Origin of the sequence: Streptomyces sp. NPDC050619, assembly GCF_040654815.1 — a bacterium.
GTDB lineage: Bacteria > Actinomycetota > Actinomycetes > Streptomycetales > Streptomycetaceae > Streptomyces.
In genome coordinates, this window is the sequence record NZ_JBFAIR010000006.1 from 298,290 (window position 1) to 313,991 (window position 15,702).

General features: G+C 71.4%; 14 protein-coding genes, 1 pseudogene and 1 riboswitch. Of the genes and pseudogenes, 10 read left to right on the top strand and 5 right to left on the bottom strand.

The features are described 5' to 3' along the window. Positions 1 to 9 precede the first annotated feature (9 nt). Positions 10 to 684, top strand: a complete 675-nt coding sequence (locus AB0I77_RS13705; RefSeq protein ID WP_363282695.1) for a hypothetical protein — start codon at positions 10 to 12, stop codon at positions 682 to 684. Here AB0I77_RS13705 and AB0I77_RS13710 read toward each other — a convergent pair. After that, entirely contained in the window at positions 681 to 1,343 is a 663-nt protein-coding gene (locus AB0I77_RS13710) for a phosphotransferase (RefSeq protein ID WP_363282696.1), read from the bottom strand. The two genes, AB0I77_RS13705 and AB0I77_RS13710, sit on opposite strands and share 4 nt — an antisense overlap. An 89-nt stretch (positions 1,344 to 1,432) precedes the next feature. Continuing rightward, positions 1,433 to 1,505: riboswitch (cobalamin riboswitch) on the top strand. 132 nt (positions 1,506 to 1,637) lie between these two features. Here AB0I77_RS13710 and AB0I77_RS13715 point away from each other — a divergent pair. The 5 genes from AB0I77_RS13715 to AB0I77_RS13735 are packed head-to-tail and all read left to right on the top strand — an operon-like array spanning position 1,638 to position 7,836. Further along, positions 1,638 to 2,906, top strand: a complete 1,269-nt coding sequence (locus AB0I77_RS13715) for a prenyltransferase/squalene oxidase repeat-containing protein (protein ID WP_363282697.1) — start codon at positions 1,638 to 1,640, stop codon at positions 2,904 to 2,906. After that, positions 2,903 to 3,577 (top strand): SCO2322 family protein, encoded by a 675-nt coding sequence (locus tag AB0I77_RS13720; protein WP_363282698.1) that lies wholly within the window; start codon positions 2,903 to 2,905, stop codon positions 3,575 to 3,577. The genes AB0I77_RS13715 and AB0I77_RS13720 overlap by 4 nt, the downstream gene beginning before the upstream one ends. Next, a complete protein-coding gene (locus tag AB0I77_RS13725) occupies positions 3,567 to 4,751 on the top strand; it encodes an energy-coupling factor transporter transmembrane component T (RefSeq protein WP_363282699.1) in 1,185 nt (394 codons plus the stop codon). The genes AB0I77_RS13720 and AB0I77_RS13725 overlap by 11 nt, the downstream gene beginning before the upstream one ends. Next, entirely contained in the window at positions 4,748 to 6,997 is a 2,250-nt protein-coding gene (locus AB0I77_RS13730; RefSeq protein ID WP_363282700.1) for an ATP-binding cassette domain-containing protein, read from the top strand. The genes AB0I77_RS13725 and AB0I77_RS13730 overlap by 4 nt, the downstream gene beginning before the upstream one ends. A 14-nt stretch (positions 6,998 to 7,011) precedes the next feature. Continuing rightward, positions 7,012 to 7,836, top strand: coding sequence for an ECF transporter S component (locus AB0I77_RS13735; protein ID WP_363282735.1), 825 nt, complete (start codon positions 7,012 to 7,014; stop codon positions 7,834 to 7,836). 22 nt (positions 7,837 to 7,858) lie between these two features. Here the strand turns inward: AB0I77_RS13735 and AB0I77_RS13740 are convergent. Then, positions 7,859 to 7,987 (bottom strand): annotated as a pseudogene (locus AB0I77_RS13740) (HTH domain-containing protein); the annotation flags it as partial. A 314-nt stretch (positions 7,988 to 8,301) separates the two neighbouring features. Between AB0I77_RS13740 and AB0I77_RS13745 the strand changes: the two are divergent. Further along, positions 8,302 to 8,763 (top strand): VOC family protein, encoded by a 462-nt coding sequence (locus AB0I77_RS13745; RefSeq protein ID WP_363282701.1) that lies wholly within the window; start codon positions 8,302 to 8,304, stop codon positions 8,761 to 8,763. Positions 8,764 to 8,853: 90 nt separating this feature from the next. Here AB0I77_RS13745 and AB0I77_RS13750 read toward each other — a convergent pair whose 3' ends face one another. After that, a complete protein-coding gene (locus tag AB0I77_RS13750; protein WP_363282702.1) occupies positions 8,854 to 10,023 on the bottom strand; it encodes a steroid 3-ketoacyl-CoA thiolase in 1,170 nt (389 codons plus the stop codon). A 252-nt stretch (positions 10,024 to 10,275) separates the two neighbouring features. On the opposite strand from AB0I77_RS13750, the gene AB0I77_RS13755 reads away from it, so the two are divergent. Next, complete coding sequence (locus AB0I77_RS13755; RefSeq protein ID WP_363282703.1) at positions 10,276 to 11,511, top strand: cytochrome P450; 1,236 nt, start codon at positions 10,276 to 10,278, stop codon at positions 11,509 to 11,511. A gap of 214 nt (positions 11,512 to 11,725) precedes the next feature. On the opposite strand, the gene AB0I77_RS13760 is transcribed toward AB0I77_RS13755, so the two are convergent. Then, positions 11,726 to 13,774, bottom strand: coding sequence for a bifunctional glycosyltransferase 87/phosphatase PAP2 family protein (locus AB0I77_RS13760; RefSeq protein ID WP_363282704.1), 2,049 nt, complete (start codon positions 13,772 to 13,774; stop codon positions 11,726 to 11,728). 321 nt (positions 13,775 to 14,095) lie between these two features. On the opposite strand from AB0I77_RS13760, the gene AB0I77_RS13765 reads away from it, so the two are divergent. After that, positions 14,096 to 14,767 carry an O-methyltransferase gene (locus AB0I77_RS13765; RefSeq protein WP_363282706.1) on the top strand — a complete coding sequence of 224 codons (672 nt, stop codon included), beginning with the start codon at positions 14,096 to 14,098 and terminating at the stop codon, positions 14,765 to 14,767. A gap of 21 nt (positions 14,768 to 14,788) precedes the next feature. On the opposite strand, the gene AB0I77_RS13770 is transcribed toward AB0I77_RS13765, so the two are convergent. Next, the gene (locus AB0I77_RS13770) at positions 14,789 to 15,181 is read right to left on the bottom strand and encodes a hypothetical protein (RefSeq protein WP_363282707.1); all 393 of its coding nucleotides are present in this window, start codon (positions 15,179 to 15,181) and stop codon (positions 14,789 to 14,791) included. Positions 15,182 to 15,280: 99 nt separating this feature from the next. Between AB0I77_RS13770 and AB0I77_RS13775 the strand changes: the two genes are divergently transcribed. Then, the gene (locus tag AB0I77_RS13775; protein ID WP_363282708.1) at positions 15,281 to 15,688 is read left to right on the top strand and encodes a DUF1992 domain-containing protein; all 408 of its coding nucleotides are present in this window, start codon (positions 15,281 to 15,283) and stop codon (positions 15,686 to 15,688) included. The last annotated feature ends 14 nt before the right edge of the window (positions 15,689 to 15,702 follow it).

A 15,702-nucleotide genomic window follows, 5' to 3' on the forward strand; every position in this document is an offset into this window, starting at 1 on the left:
CTTGCTTGCGTGACGACCGGTGGCGCCGTGGCCGGCTGCTCGGGGAGCTCCTCGGCGGACGAGCCCTCCGCCGAGCAGCTGCTGGATGACGCGAACGACACGATGAAGGCGCTCAAGTCGGTGACCGTGGACGCCAAGACCACCACCGTGGCCACCGGCAAAGGCTTCTCCAGCCATCTGACGACCGACCTCAAGAGCACGTGCAGGTCCAGTCGGACCTGGACCGACGGTGCCCGCCTCGAACAGATCCGGATCGGCGGCGCGGACTACGTCCGACCGAACCGCGCCTACCTGGAGCTGGCGGGCAAGGACGTGGCGGACACGGGGGAACAGAAGCGCTGGGTCAAGAGCCCGGCGAGCGAGACAGCATTGGAAACGGAGGAAGCCGGACTCTCCGACTGCACCCGGCCGTTCTCCTCCTTCGGCAAAGCGACGAAGGGTGAACCGACCGAGGTCGCGGGCAAGCCGGCGATTCCGTTGGTGGTGACCGACAAGGCGGACGCTGGAGGCACCTACACGTTCTACGTGGCCACCAAGGGCGAGCCATACCTCCTCAAGGTCGTCTACAAGGGCACCGACTACCACAGCACCACCTCGTTCGGCGCCTTCGACGAGCCCTTGGACGTACGGCCCCCCGCCGACACCGACGTGCTGGACGCGAGCGCCGCCCGCTCCAGCGGCTAGGACACGACCGAGCGGATCAACTCCTCTGCCTCACCGAGGAGTTCGACTTCCCGTCGGCTCATCGTCGGGTTGGCCGCGCGTCGTCGGCGGGCCTGAGTCAGGCCCGCCTCGGTGAGGTGGGACGGGTCGGCGAGGAGGGTGGTGAGCATCGTACGGGCCGGGGTCGCGAGGGATTCGTCGGTCACGGCCACCTGGGCGAGAATCACCGCGGACATGCCCCAGTCCAGGCCCGGTTCGCCCTCCTCGGTGTTGGTCCAGTCGATCACGCGTGGCCCCTGGGCGGTGAGGATCACGTTGTCCGGGTGCAGGTCGAGATGGAGGACGCGGGCCGCGGCGCACCGGCGGCCGGGCAGGACGTGCAGCTCACGCAGCAGGCGGGCGAGGGTCGCGCCCGCCTCGCCGGGATCCAGCGCACCGGCCCGGCACGCCCCCAGCATCGTCGGTCCGTACAGCCGCTCCAGCACCAGGTCCGTGCGCGTGGAGCCGGAGAGACGTACGCGGGGCACGGGATAGCCGTATCCGCGTACGTGCTCCATCACCTCTCCCTCGGCGACCGCGTCCCCCCACCCCTCTCGGTCGCGGCGCAGCACCCACGCCTCGTCGATCTCGTACACGTCGGCGGCGCGGCCCGAGCCGAGCAGTCTCCCCGTGATCGCCATGTGTCCGAACCTACCTCGGCCCACAGGCGGCCCTGAGAGCAATGGCTACGGCCCGGTAGAGTAGGCAGGTCGTCATCACAGCCGTTCGGGGGGAAGCCGGTGCGATTCCGGCGCTGACCCGCAACCGTGAGCCGTCTACCGAGGCGGCGAGCCGGATTACCCCGCGCGGACCGTGACCGGCTCACGCCCACCGGCAACCGGCCGGTGTGCGGCACCGTCGAGGTATACGGAGCCGAGCCGCCCGGGGCTCTCCCGTGCTGCGCGGCTCCCCACAGGGAGAGGCACCCGCCGATCATGAACGTCCGCCGCAGCGCCGTGGTCCTGGCCGCCGCCGTCTCCGTGATCGGCGTCGCCGCACCGGCCGTCGCCGCGCCCTCCCCTTCGCCGTCGGCCACGCTCCCGTCCGGGCTGTACGGCAGTGCGGACCCGACGTACGACGGTGTCTGGCGCCAGTCCCTCGCCCTGCTCGCCCAGCACATGGCGGGGGTGAGGCCCGCCGCCGAGGCCGTGGACTGGCTGACCGGGCAGCAGTGCGCGAACGGGGCGTTCGCGCCCTACCGCGCCGACCCCGCCAAGGCGTGCGACGCGAAGCTCCCGGTGGATACGAACAACACGGCTGCCGCCGTCCAGGCCCTCGCCGCGCTCGGCGGGCACTACACCGCGACCGACAAGGCCGTCGCCTGGCTGAAGTCCGTGCAGAACACGGACGGCGGCTGGGGGTACGCGCCCGGCGGCGCCAGCGACACCAACTCGACGTCCGTCGTCGTCGGCGCGCTGACCGCCGTCGGAGACAAGCCGCAGGACGTACGCAAGGGCGAGCGGTCCCCGTACGACGCCCTGCGGAAGCTCGCCCTGCCGTGCAAGGGGGCGGGCGCGGGCGCCTTCGCCTTCCAGCCGGACAAGGAGGGCAAGTTGGCCGCCAACGCGGACGCCACGGCCGCGGGTGTGGTCGGCGCGCTGGGCAAGGGCCTGGTGCCGGCGCCCGGCAAGGAGACCGACACGGCGGCGACCTGCGCCGGCGCCGGTGACCTGAGCCCGCGGCAAGTCGCGGCCAACGGTGCCTCCTACCTCGCGAAGTCGGTCGCCAAGGACGGCTACCTCAAGTCCGTCCTTCCGGGTGCCGCCGACCAGCCCGACTACGGCAACACCGCGGACGCCGTCGTCGCGCTCGCCGCGCAGGGCGGGGTGGCACAGGCTCAGCAGCCGTTGCGGTGGCTGGAGAAGAACTCGGCCGCCTGGGCGAAGAAGAGCGGGCCCGCCGCCTACGCCCAGTTGATCTTCGCCGCGTACGCGACCGGCACCGACCCGCGTGACTTCGGCGGCGCGGATCTGGTGCGGCAGCTCGGCGCGCCGGGGCCCGCGTCCTCGACAGCGGACCTCAGGGACACCGCTACCGTCAAGGACGACTCGGACGACGGCTCCGACAACGGGAGCGGCGGCGTCTGGTGGATGGTCGGCGCGGGCCTCGCCGCCGGGGCCGGCGTCGGCTTCCTGATCAGCGGCCGGAACAAGAGCCGGAACAAGAGCGGGAACAAGAGCGGGAACAAGGGGCAGCAGCCGTGATACGCCGCCGCCGTACCGCGGCACTGACGGTCCTGGCCGCGCTCCCGCTCCTCGGGAACGTTCTCTTCGGGAGCATGGGCCAGGCACAGGCCGCCGGCTACCGCTACTGGTCCTTCTGGGAGCGCGACGGCAACCAGTGGACGTACGCCACCCAGGGCCCCTCGACCGCCCGCCCCTCCGACGGCGACGTCCAGGGCTTCCGCTTCGCGGTGAGCGAGGACTCCGGTGCCGCGACCCGGCCGCGCGGCACAGCGGAGTTCACGACGATCTGCGCGAAGACGCCCGCGCGGGACGGCCAGAAGCGGGTGGCCCTGGTCATCGACTTCGGTACGGCGACGGACGCCCCGTCAGGCGAGATCCCGCCGGCGACCCGCACCGCATGCGCACGCGTGTCCCCCGACGCGACCACGGCCGAGGCCCTCGCCGCCGTCGCCAAACCCCTCCGCTACGGCACCGACGCCCTGCTGTGCGCCATCGCGGGGTATCCGGAGAAGGGCTGCGGGGAGCAGGTGACGGCGGAGCGGAAGCCGAGTTCGAAGCCGGGCAGGACAGACAAGTCGGATGAAGCAGACGCCGGTCCGTCGCTGGGCCTGCTGGCGGGGGCGGTGGTTGTCGCCCTGTTCGGCCTGGCGGCGGCATGGCAGGCAAGGCGGCGCAGGGATGCGCCGTAACGAAGCAGGCCTCGCGCACCACCCCGCGCACCACCGCAGCGGTCGCTCCGCTCTCCACCCCGCGCACCACCGCGGCGCGCGCCCCGCCCTCCATAACGCGCACCACCGCAGCGCGCCCCCCGCCCTCCACCCCGGCGCCTGGTGGCTCTGGGCCCTGGCCCTCGGTACCGCCGCCACCCGCACCACCAACCCCCTCCTCCTCGCCCTCCTCATCACCACGTCCGCCTACGTCGTGGCCGCCCGCCGCCCGGACACCCCCACCGCCCGCTCGTACACCGCCTTCATGAAGCTCGCCCTCGCCGTCCTCCTCATCCGCCTCGTGTTCGCCGTCGTCCTCGGCTCCCCCATCCCCGGCACGCACGTGATCGCCACCCTCCCCGAAGTCCCGCTCCCCCACTGGGCGCAGGGCATCCGCCTCGGCGGCAGGGTCACCGCGGAAGGTCTCCTCTTCGCCCTCTACGACGGCCTGAAACTGGCCACGCTCCTGATCTGCGTGGGCGCCGCGAACGCCCTCGCGAACCCGGCCCGTCTCCTCAAGTCCCTGCCGGGCGCCCTGTACGAGATGGGTGTGGCCGTGGTCGTCGCGCTCACCTTCGCCCCCAATCTCATCGCCGACGTGCAGCGCCTGCGCGCCGCCCGCCGCCTGCGCGGCCGACCCGACAAGGGCCTCCGCGGCCTTCTGCACGTCGGACTCCCGGTCCTGGAGGGCGCCTTGGAACGTTCCGTCGCCCTCGCCGCCGCCATGGACGCCCGCGGCTACGGCCGCGGTGCCGATGTCCCCGCCTCCGTCCGCCGTACCACCGCCGCCCTCACCCTCGGCGGTCTGCTCGGCGTCTGCGCGGGAACGTACGGACTGCTGACCGCCGAAGGCGGCACCTACGGCCTCCCCGTCCTGCTCGCCGGGCTGACCGCCGCGCTCGCCGGCCTCCACCTCGGCGGCCGGCGCTCCCCGCGCACCCGCTACCGGCCGGACCGCTGGGGCGTCCGCGCTTGGCTGGTCGCCGGCTGCGGCATCGCGGTCGCCGTGCTGCTGACGCTTGCCGCCTCCTACGACCCCGAGGGCCTGCATCCCGGCGTGGTCCCCCTCGTCGCTCCCGCCCTCCCCCTCTGGCCCGCGGCGGCCGTCCTCCTCGGCCTGCTGCCCGCGTTCGTCGCCCCCAAGGAAGCATCATGATCCGCTTCGAGGACGTCTCCGTGACCTACGACGGCTCTCCCGAACCCACCGTCCGGGGCGTGGACTTCGAGGTCCCCGAGGGTGAACTCGTCCTTCTCGTGGGCCCGTCGGGTGTCGGCAAGTCGACAGTCCTGGGTGCGGTCAGCGGTCTCGTCCCGCACTTCACCGGCGGCACCCTGCGCGGCCGGGTCACGGTGGCCGGCCGCGACACCCGCACCCACAAACCGCGCGAACTGGCCGACGTGGTGGGGACCGTCGGCCAGGACCCGCTCTCCCACTTCGTCACCGACACCGTCGAGGACGAACTCGCCTACGGCATGGAGTCGCTGGGCCTCGCCCCGGACGTGATGCGCCGCCGCGTCGAGGAAACCCTGGACCTCCTCGGCCTGGCGAATCTCCGCAACCGCCCCATCGCCACCCTCTCCGGCGGCCAGCAGCAGCGCGTCGCGATCGGCTCGGTCCTCACCCCGCACCCGCGCGTCCTGGTCCTCGACGAGCCGACCTCCGCCCTGGATCCGGCGGCGGCGGAGGAGGTCCTCGCGGTCCTCCAGCGCCTCGTCCACGACCTCGGTACGACGGTCCTCATGGCCGAACACCGGCTGGAACGCGTCATCCAGTACGCCGACCAGGTCGCCCTCCTCCCCGCGCCCGGCGCCGCACCGGTCCTGGGCACCCCGGCCGAGATCATGGCCGTATCACCGGTGTACCCGCCGGTGGTGGACCTGGGCCGGCTCGCGAACTGGTCCCCACTACCGCTGACGGTCCGGGACGCGCGGCGACGGGCGGGGGATCTGCGGGAACGGCTGGCCGGGGGGACGGCTCCGGACAGGGAACGGGCTAACGCGCCCTTGGCGGCGGCCCCTGCCGCACCGGTGACTTCGGACCCCGCCGGACCCTCGACACCGGGCCCTGCCGCACCCTCGACTCCGGGCCTCGCCGCGCCGGTGACTCCGCGCCTCGCCGCACCCTCGGCTGCGTGCGCCGGCGCGCCCTCGACACCGGATCCCGCCACGCCCTCGACACCGGATCCCGCCTCGCCCTCGACACCGCGCCCCGCCGGACCCTCGTCACCGCAACCCGCCGCACCCTCAGCTCCGCAACCCGCCGGGCCCTCGACACCGGATCCCGCCACGCCCTCAGCTCCGCAACCCGCCGCACCCTCGACACCGGATCCCGCCACGCCCTCAGCTCCGCAACCCGCCGCACCCTCGACACCACACCCCGCCACACCCTCGACTCCGCACCCCGCGGCGCCCTCGACAGCGGATCCCGCCGCGCCCTTGGCTCCGCAACCTGCCACACCCTCGACACCGCACCCCGCCACACCCTCGACACCGGATCCCACCGCACCCTCGACACCACACCCCGCCACACCCTCAACACCACACCCCACCACCCCCTTGGCTCCACGCCTCGCCGCCTTCTTGGCGGCGCGCCCCGCCCCCATGTCCCGTCGGCGCCTCCGCAGGAAACCCCCAGCCGCCCCAACTCCCCCGCGCACGGCCGAAGTCCGCTCCCTCGCCGTCCGACGCGCTCGCGTCCAGGCCCTCCGCCATATCGACCTCACCGTCGTCCCCGGCGAGACGATCGCCCTCATGGGCCGCAACGGCGCCGGAAAGTCCACGCTGCTCTCGGCGCTGGTCGGGCTGGTGGAACCGGCCGCCGGATCGGTCCGGGTCGGCGGTGTCGTACCGCATCGCACGGCGCCCCCCGACCTCGTACGCCGCGTGGGACTCGTACCGCAGGAACCGCGTGACCTGCTGTACGCCGACACGGTCGCCGCCGAGTGCGCGGCCGCCGACCGGGACGCGGAGGCGGCCCCCGGCACCTGCCGGGGCCTGGTCTCCGACCTGCTCCCCGGCATCACGGACGACACCCACCCGCGCGACCTCTCAGAGGGCCAGCGTCTGACCCTCGCCCTGGCCGTGATCCTGACGGCCCGCCCTCCCCTGCTTCTCCTGGACGAGCCGACCCGCGGCCTGGACTACGCGGCGAAGGCCCGCCTGGTCGCCGTCCTGCGCGGGCTGGCGGCCGAGGGACACGCGATCGTACTGGCCACGCACGACGTCGAGCTGGCCGCCGAGCTCGCTCACCGGGTGGTCCTCCTGGCCGACGGCGAGGTCATCGCCGACGGCCCGACCGCCGACGTCGTGGTCGCCTCCCCGTCCTTCGCGCCACAGATCACCAAGATCCTGGCACCGCAGAAGTGGCTCACGGTCGCTCAGGTGAGGGAGGCGCTGTCATGAGGGCGAGCCCCGCCATGACGGCAAGCCCACAGGCCCGTGCCGTCCGCCTCGGCCCCCGCTCCGTCGCCGCGCTCGTCCTCGTGAGCGCGGTCGGCGTAGCCGCCCTCGGCTGGCCGTTCCTCGCCCCGCCCGCCTCCCAGGTGAGCGCGCACGCGCAGGACGCGCCGTGGCTCTTCGCGGGCCTGCTGGTGCTGCTGGTGGCCGTCGTGGCGGCGACGATCTCCGAGTCCGGCCTCGGCCCGAAGGCGGTGGCGATGCTCGGCGTGCTGGCGGCGACCGGCGCGGCGCTGCGGCCGATCGGCGCCGGGACGGCCGGTCTCGAGCCGATGTTCTTCCTGATGGTGCTGAGCGGACGCGTGCTCGGCCCGGGCTTCGGCTTCGTGCTCGGCTCGGTGACGATGTTCGCGTCGGCGCTGCTCACCGGCGGAGTGGGCCCGTGGATGCCGTTCCAGATGCTGGCGATGGGCTGGTTCACGATGGGCGCGGGCCTGCTGCCGGGCCCGGACCGCCTGCGCGGCAGGGGCGAGCTGGGACTGCTCGCCGCCTACGGCTTCCTCGCCGCCTTCGCCTACGGCACCGCGATGAACCTGGCCGGCTGGCCCTTCATGGGCACGCTCGCGTCGAACATCGCCTTCGACCCGGACGCGGCGGTCCCCGCCAACCTGGCCCGCTTCGCCGCGTACTGCCTGGCAACGTCGCTGGGCTGGGACCTGGGGCGGGCCGTGATCACCGTGGTCCTGACCGTCCTCCTCGGCCCGACGGTCCTCAAGGCCCTGCGCCGCGCCACCCGCCGGGCGGCTTTCGAGACGCCGGTCACTTTCGACACCCGCGTTCCGTGAGCCTTCCGTGAAGCACATCCTGGCTGGCATACACCGGATAGCCGAGCGTGCGCAGCCACTCGACATCACGCCGTACCGTGCGCGGCGTGACCCCGGGCAGGTTGAGCACCCGCTCCGTCGTACCACGCTCGTTACTGCTCGCCCCGTCCATGCTGCCCAGCCATAGCGGATCGATTCTGTCCGCCATGGGTGTCAGGGTGGCTCCATGGACGCAGACGCACTCGACGTACGCGCCGCGCTCGACGAGCTCGAGGGCCAGCTGGACGTCTGGCTCGCCCCGGTGCGCGGACTCGGCGAAGCTGGAATCCGGGTCCCGGTCGGCGCGAAGGAGAACCTTCCCCGAGGCGCCCATGGCCTCTTTGGTGCCGCACATCCCCACCGCGAGCCGATCCACCATCTGTCCGCAGTCTGCCCGCTGCGCGACCTCCACGAGCACACGAATCCCGCAACGAACGGAGCACCCCGATGAGCCGCCACATCCAGATCACCTTCGACGCCCATGACCCGCGGTCGCTGTCGTCCTTCTGGTGCGAGGTCCTGGGCTATGTCCACCCCGGCCCGCCCGGGGTCGACCTGCCCGAGGGCGCCGACCCGCTGGCAGCGTGGGACGACTTCCTCGCGCGGGTCGGCGTACCGGAGGAGCAGCGCAACACGAGATCGGCGATCGAGGACCCTGACGGGCACGGCCCACGGGTGTTCTACCAGCAGGTACCGGAGGACAAGGTCGCCAAGAACCGCGTCCACCTCGACGTCCGTGTGGCTCCCGGACTTCAGGGAGAGGAGCGGATGGCGGCGCTGGAGGCCGAGTGCGACCGGCTCGTCGCGCTGGGGGCGACACGGGTACGTCGCTTCGAGCCCGATCCCCCGCTGAGCACCGGCTTCATCGTGATGACCGACCCCGAGGGCAACGAGTTCTGCCTGGACTGACACGGCTCAGGAAAGTCGACTCCGAGAACCGGTGGGACCGATCCTCACCCTCGACCCCGCCACCTTCATCACCTGGACGACCACCGCCACCTACAACCGCTGAATAATCGTCCCGGTAGCCAACCCACCCCCCGCACACATCGTCACCAGCGCGAACTCCTTGTCGCCGCGCTCCAGTTCATGGAGCGCGGTCGTAATCAGCCGAGCCCCCGTCGCGCCCACCGGGTGCCCGAGCGCGATCGCGCCCCCGTTCACATTCACCTTCTCCAGGTCCTGCTCGAAGACCTGCGCCCAGCTCAACACCACGGACGCGAACGCCTCGTTGATCTCGACGACGTCGATGTCCTTCAGCGACATGCCCGCCTTGCCCAGCACGGCCCGCGTCGCGTCGATCGGCCCGTCGAGGTGGAAGTGCGGGTCGGCTCCGACCAGCGCCTGGGCGACGATCCGGGCCCGAGGCCGTAGCTTCAGCGCTCGCGCCATCCGTTTCGACGCCCACAGGATCGCCGCCGAGCCGTCGCTGATCTGGGACGAGTTGCCCGCCGTATGCACGGCCGTGGGCATGATCGGCTTCAGCCCCGCCAGGGCTTCCATCGACGTGTCGCGCAGGCCCTCGTCGCGGTCCACCAGCCGCCACATGCCCTGACCGGCGCGCTGCTCCTCCTCCGTCGTCGGCACCTGGACGGCGAACGTCTCGCGCTTGAACCGCTCCTCGGACCAGGAGACAGCGGCCCGTTCCTGGGAGACCAGGCCGAGCGAGTCGACGTTCTCGCGCGTCAGTCCCCGATGGCGGGCGATCCGCTCCGCCGCCTCGAACTGGTTCGGCAGATCCACATTCCATTCGTCGGGGAACGGCTTTCCCGGCCCGTGCTTCGAGCCCGACCCGAGCGGCACCCTCGACATGGCCTCGACGCCGCACGAGATGCCGACATCGATCACGCCCGCCGCGACCATGTTGGCCACCATGTGGGAGGCCTGCTGCGAGGACCCGCACTGGCAGTCGACCGTCGTCGCCGCCGTCTCGTACGGCAGCCCGACCGCCAGCCAGGCGGTGCGCGCGGGGTTCATGGACTGTTCGCCGGCGTGGGTCACCGTGCCGCCGACGATCTGTTCGACGCAGTCGGCGGGGATGCCGGTGCGGTCGAGGAGTTCACGGTAGGTCTCGCCCAGGAGATAGGCGGGGTGCAGGTTGGCAAGCGCGCCGCCGCGCCTGCCGATGGGGGTGCGTACGGCCTCGACGATCACGGGTTCGGCGGCCATGGGGAGTTCCTCTCCTCCGTTACCCGCGCGGCGCGGGGGCGTCCCGGCCCAGCCCGCCACGCGGAACTAGTACGTGTTCTAGTTCCATATGCAGTCTGCTGACCCGGCGCCCGCAACCGCAAGGGGCGTGCAGGCAATTCGGAGCGCCATGCCTCTTGCTACTTCTAGAACCCGTTACTACGGTCACGGCGACCTCATTCCTGATGGGCCGTCAGAAAAGAGCGCGGTCCAGAGCCTCAGCTGGAGTCGCCCATGCCCTGTCCAGCTCTCCCCGACGGGTTCGACTTCACCGATCCCGATCTGCTGCAACACCGGGTCCCGCTGCCGGAGTTCGCCGAGCTGCGCCGGGCCGAACCCGTTCGCTGGGTCCCCCAGACATCGAACCTCGCCGGCTTCCAGGACGAGGGGTACTGGGCCGTCACCCGGCACGCGGACGTCAGGTACGTCTCCACGCACCCGGAGCTCTACTCCTCGTATCTCAACACGGCGATCATCCGCTTCAACGAGCACATCGAGCGCGACGCGATCGACGCCCAGCGGCTGATCCTGCTCAACATGGACCCGCCGGAGCACACCCGCGTCCGCCAGATCGTGCAGCGCGTGTTCACCCCGCGGGCCATACGGGCGCTGGAGGACACCCTGCGCGCCCGCGCCCACTCCATCGTGGCCGAGGCACGCGCCCGCTCCGGCTCCTTCGACTTCGTCACCGAGGTCGCCTGCGAACTGCCCCTCCAGGCGATAGCCGAGCTCATCGGCATCCCGCAGGACGACCGGACCAAGATCTTCGACTGGTCCAACAAGATGATCTCGTACGACGATCCGGAGTACGCGATCACCGAGGAGGTCGGCGCCGAGTCGGCCACCGAACTCATCGCGTACGCGATGAACATGGCCGCCGACCGCAAGCAGTGCCCCGCCAAGGACATCGTGACGACCCTGGTGTCGGCCGAGGACGAAGGGAACCTCAACTCGGACGAGTTCGGCTTCTTCGTGCTGATGCTGGCCGTCGCCGGCAACGAGACCACCCGCAACGCCATCACCCACGGCATGCACGCCTTCCTCACCCACCCCGACCAGTGGGAGCTGTACAAGAGGGAGCGTCCGGCGACCGCGGCGGAGGAGATCGTCCGCTGGGCGACGCCCGTCAACTCCTTCCAGCGCACCGCCACCCAGGACACGGAACTCGGCGGCAAGCAGATCAAGAAGGGCGACCGGGTGGGGCTGTTCTACGCCTCCGCCAATCACGACCCCGACGTCTTCGAGAACCCGGACACCTTCGACATCACCCGTGACCCCAACCCCCACCTCGGCTTCGGCGGCGGAGGCCCGCACTACTGCCTCGGCAAGTCCCTGGCGGTCCTCGAAATCGACCTCATCTTCAACGCGATCGCCGAGGCCATGCCGAACCTGAGGCCGACTGGCGATCCGCGCCGGCTGCGCTCCGCCTGGATCAACGGCGTCAAGGAGCTTCAGGTCAGCGCGGGTTGACGTACACACGGAACACCGGACACCCGGACACCCGGACACCCGGACCAGGGACACAGGGACACCCTGAACATCAGGACACCCGGAGTATCCGGACACCCTCCATACTCGGGTCGGCGGCTCCCGGCGCCGCCGGCCCGTCCGATCCTGGCTCATGGCGCATGGCGCATGGCTCATCGGGATGACGCGAGCGGCGGCGCCGCAGCCGACGGGCGGCTCAGGTCGGCGTGGGGTTCTTCACCAGGTCCGGCCGGCTGCTGGCCTGCGCCGCCTTCAGCGTCGTACGGGCGCGTGGCCCCTGGAACACATACGCCAGCCCGAAGCCCCCGCCGACGACCAACGCCCCGCCCGCCGCGTCCAGCACCCAGTGGTTGCCGGTCGCCACGATCGCCGAGGCCGTGAAGAACGGGTGCAGCAGGCCCAGCGCCTTCATCCACCACCTCGGCGCGATGATCGCGATCACCACTCCGCACCACAGCGACCAGCCGAAGTGCAGCGACGGCATCGCCGCGTACTGGTTGGTGAGGGCCGTCAGGGTGCCGTAGTCCGGCTTGGAGAAGTCCTGGACCCCGTGCACCGTGTCGATGATTCCGAGGTTCGGCATCAGGCGCGGCGGGGCCAGCGGGTAGAGCCAGAAGCCGACCAGGGCGAGCAGCGTGGCGAAGCCGAGGGACGAGCGGGCCCAGCGGTAGTCGACCGGGCGGCGCCAGTACAGGACGGCGAGGACGCTCAGCGGGACGACGAAGTGGAAGGACTCGTAGTAGAAGTCGAAGAAGTCGCGCAGCCAGCCGACCTTCACCACCGCGTGGTTGGCCCAGCGCTCGATGTCGAGGTACAGCCACCGCTCCAGATCCAGGATCTGCTGGCCGTGCTGCTCGGCGGTGACCCTGCCCTCCGAGTTGCTGCCGCCCGTCGCCGCCAGCCGGACCTTCTGGTACGCGGCGTACGTGACGCGGATGAGCAGCAGCTCCAGCAGGAGGTTCGGGCGGGTGAGGACCCGGCGGAGGAAGGGGAGGAGGGGGACCTGCTTGAAGCGCGCCGGTACGGGCTCGGCGTACTCCGTCGGGATCGGCGAGCGGTAGTGCGTCGACGTGCGGGACAGGAAGGGGACGACCGTGGCGGCGGCCAGCGCGGCCAGCAGCACCACGTTGTCACGCAGGGTGTACAGCGCCGCCATGTTCGGCAGCATCATCTTCGCGGGCAGCGTCATCACTATGACGACGGCGACCGGCCACACGTACCGGTCGGAGGCCCGCTTGCCGACCCGGCCGACGACCGCGAGCAGCACCCACAGCAGCTGGTGCTGCCAGGTGGTGGGCGATACGGCGATCGCGGCGCAGCCGGTGATGGCGACGGCGAGCAGCAGCTGTCCGTCGCGGGCGTAGCGCACAGCGCGGCGCAGGCCGAGGAAGGCGACGGAAGCGCCCAGCGCCAGGAAGAGGGCGATCTCCAGCGGACCCGACAGGCCGAGCCGCAGCAGCGCACCGTGCAGGGACTGGTTGGCGAGGTCGTCGGCCTTGCCGCCGAGGCCGACGCCGGCCATGTGGTGCACCCAGTAGATGTACGAGTCGTGCGGCATCGCCGCCCAGGCGAGCGCGGTGCATCCGGCGAAGGTCACGCCGACGGAGGCGGCGGCCCGTCTGCGGCCGGTGAACCACAGCAGCGGGGCGAAGAGCAGGACGGTCGGCTGGAGGGCCGCCGCGATGCCGATGAGCAGGCCGCCGGCCCGCTGTCCGCGCACGGCGAAGCAGCCGAGCAGGACGAGCAGGACGGGGATGATGCTGGTCTGGCCGAGCCAGAGGGTGTTGCGCACCGGCAGCGACAGCATGAGCAGACTGACCGCGACGGGGGCGGCGAGCAGGGAGGTGCGTCTGCTCACCGGCTGGGGCAGGGCGCGGGCGGCGACCAGGCCGAGGGCGACGACCAGCAGCAGCGTGCCGAAGGTCCAGCCCCAGCCGAGGGCCTGCTCGGCGGCCCGGGTCAGCGGTTTCATGACCAGCCCGCCGAAGGGCGTACCGGTGAAGCGCGTCGAGTCGTACAACGAACCGTTCACATGCAGGACGCCGTCCGGACCGACCCAGGTCTCCAGATCCGTCAGCCGGTCCCCCCGGGGCGTACCGAGGACGACGGCCACCTGTCGTACGGCGAGGACCGCGGCGACCAGCCACAGGCCGAGCCGAGCCGCGCGCAGGCGTGTCTGTGTCGTGCCGACGGCTGTCGCTCCGAAAGCTTCCGCCGGTCGCCCACTGTGCTCCGCATTTGCCACGCCTCGTCGGCCTCCCGCCCCGTTCGTCCCCCGCGTCAGAACGCGTGGGAATGCTTTGCGCACCCTATGAGGCTCGCACCGCCCCGGAAGAGAGACGCAGGCAACCCCCTCTTCACCTGACGTCCGTTCTTCTTTTGTCCGGATGACGATAGTCCGCGCGAGGTTCGGTCGCCTCCGCAGGGCGTCTGAAGATCACATCGCGGTGGGTCGATCGGCCGAAACCCGCCACCGGGAACACACTGACAGGGAGGGGGCACGCGACTATATTCATTAGGAAAGCTAGTTAGCAGTTCTAACTAGCCACAGGAAAGGCACAGGTGCATGAGCGAGTCGCAGCTCTGGGACGACGTCGACGACTACTTCACCACCCACCTCGCGAGCAACGACGAGGCACTGGAGGCGGCCCTGCGCGACAGCGAGGCGGCCGAGCTCCCGCCCGTCAATGTCACGGCGCCCCAGGGCAAGCTCCTCCAGCTCCTAGCCCAGATCCAGGGCGCCCGCAATATCCTGGAGATCGGCACCCTCGGCGGCTACAGCACCATCTGGCTGGGCCGCGCACTGCCCGCCGACGGCCGGCTGATCTCCCTGGAGTACAGCGCCCGGCACGCCGAGGTCGCCACCCGCAACATCGCGCGCGCGGGCCTGGACAAGCTGGCCGAGGTGCGGGTGGGCCCGGCCCTGGAGTCACTGCCCAAGCTGGCCGACGAGAACCCGCCCCCCTTCGACCTGGTCTTCATCGACGCCGACAAGGGCAACAACGCGCACTACGTCGAGTGGGCCCTCAGGCTGACCAGCGCGGGCAGCCTGATCGTCGTCGACAACGTCGTGCGGGACGGCCGGGTGGCCGACACCGGCAGCACCGCGCCGGACGTCCAGGGCACCCGGACCGCCATCGAGCTGATCGGCAGGCACCCGAGGCTGAGCGGTACGGCGATCCAGACGGTGGGCAGCAAGGGGTACGACGGGTTCGCGCTGGCCCGGGTGCTCGCGTGAACGCCGGCACTGCGCCGGCGCTCACATCTCGTGGTAGAAGCCCACGTTGACGCTGCGTGGGGCGGTGCGGTCGTGGATGACGATCTCGCCGCTGCCGCCTCTGGGCAACGGCACGGTTCCGCCGTAGACCAGGGGCTGGGCGTACTCGCCGACCATCAGCCGGACTTCCGAGGACGGCTCGGGCTGGGAGCCCTGTAGCCAGGTCACCTGCCAGGTGCCCTCCGGGCCGCACAGGAACTCCAGATGGACCCGGGAGACGAACAGCCAGTCGTCGGGCGTGGCGAGCCGGCACACCGACTTGTCCCGGCCCACCCGCAGCACGGCGCCCGGGTCACTGGGCGAGTCGGCCATGAGCATGCCGGCCGTGGCGCCCTCCTCCGCCGGGGAGACGGCGGCCATGGTGAGTTCGAGCACGTGCGCTCCTTTTGAAGTGTCCTTACGCAGCCGCCGAATGATAATTCGCCCGGAGCAGCGAACTCATGCGTCCGGCACAACGTCCGGCACAATGGACACATGACCGAGCGCAAGCCACCGGGTGTTCCGTTCGAGTCCTGGGTCGACAAACAGATCCGCGAGGCCGAGAGCCGCGGCGATTTCGCCCGACTCCCCGGCGCGGGCAAGCCGTTGCCGCAGGAAGCCGAGACTCCGTACGACGAACTGTGGTGGATCAAGCGGAAGATGGCCCGCGAGGGCCTCTCCGTCCTGCCACCCACACTGGCCCTGCGCAAGGAGGCCGAGGACACCCTCGCGGCGGCCTTGCAGGCCCCCACCGAACGGATCGTCCGCAAGCTCGTCGAGGACATCAACGTCAAGATCCGCGAGGTCATGTTCAAGCCGCCGCCCGGCCCCCCGCTGGGCCTGAAACCGTACGACGTCGAGGAGGTCGTACGGCAGTGGCGGGAGCGCCGGGCGGCGGAGTAGTGGTTGTAGCGGTG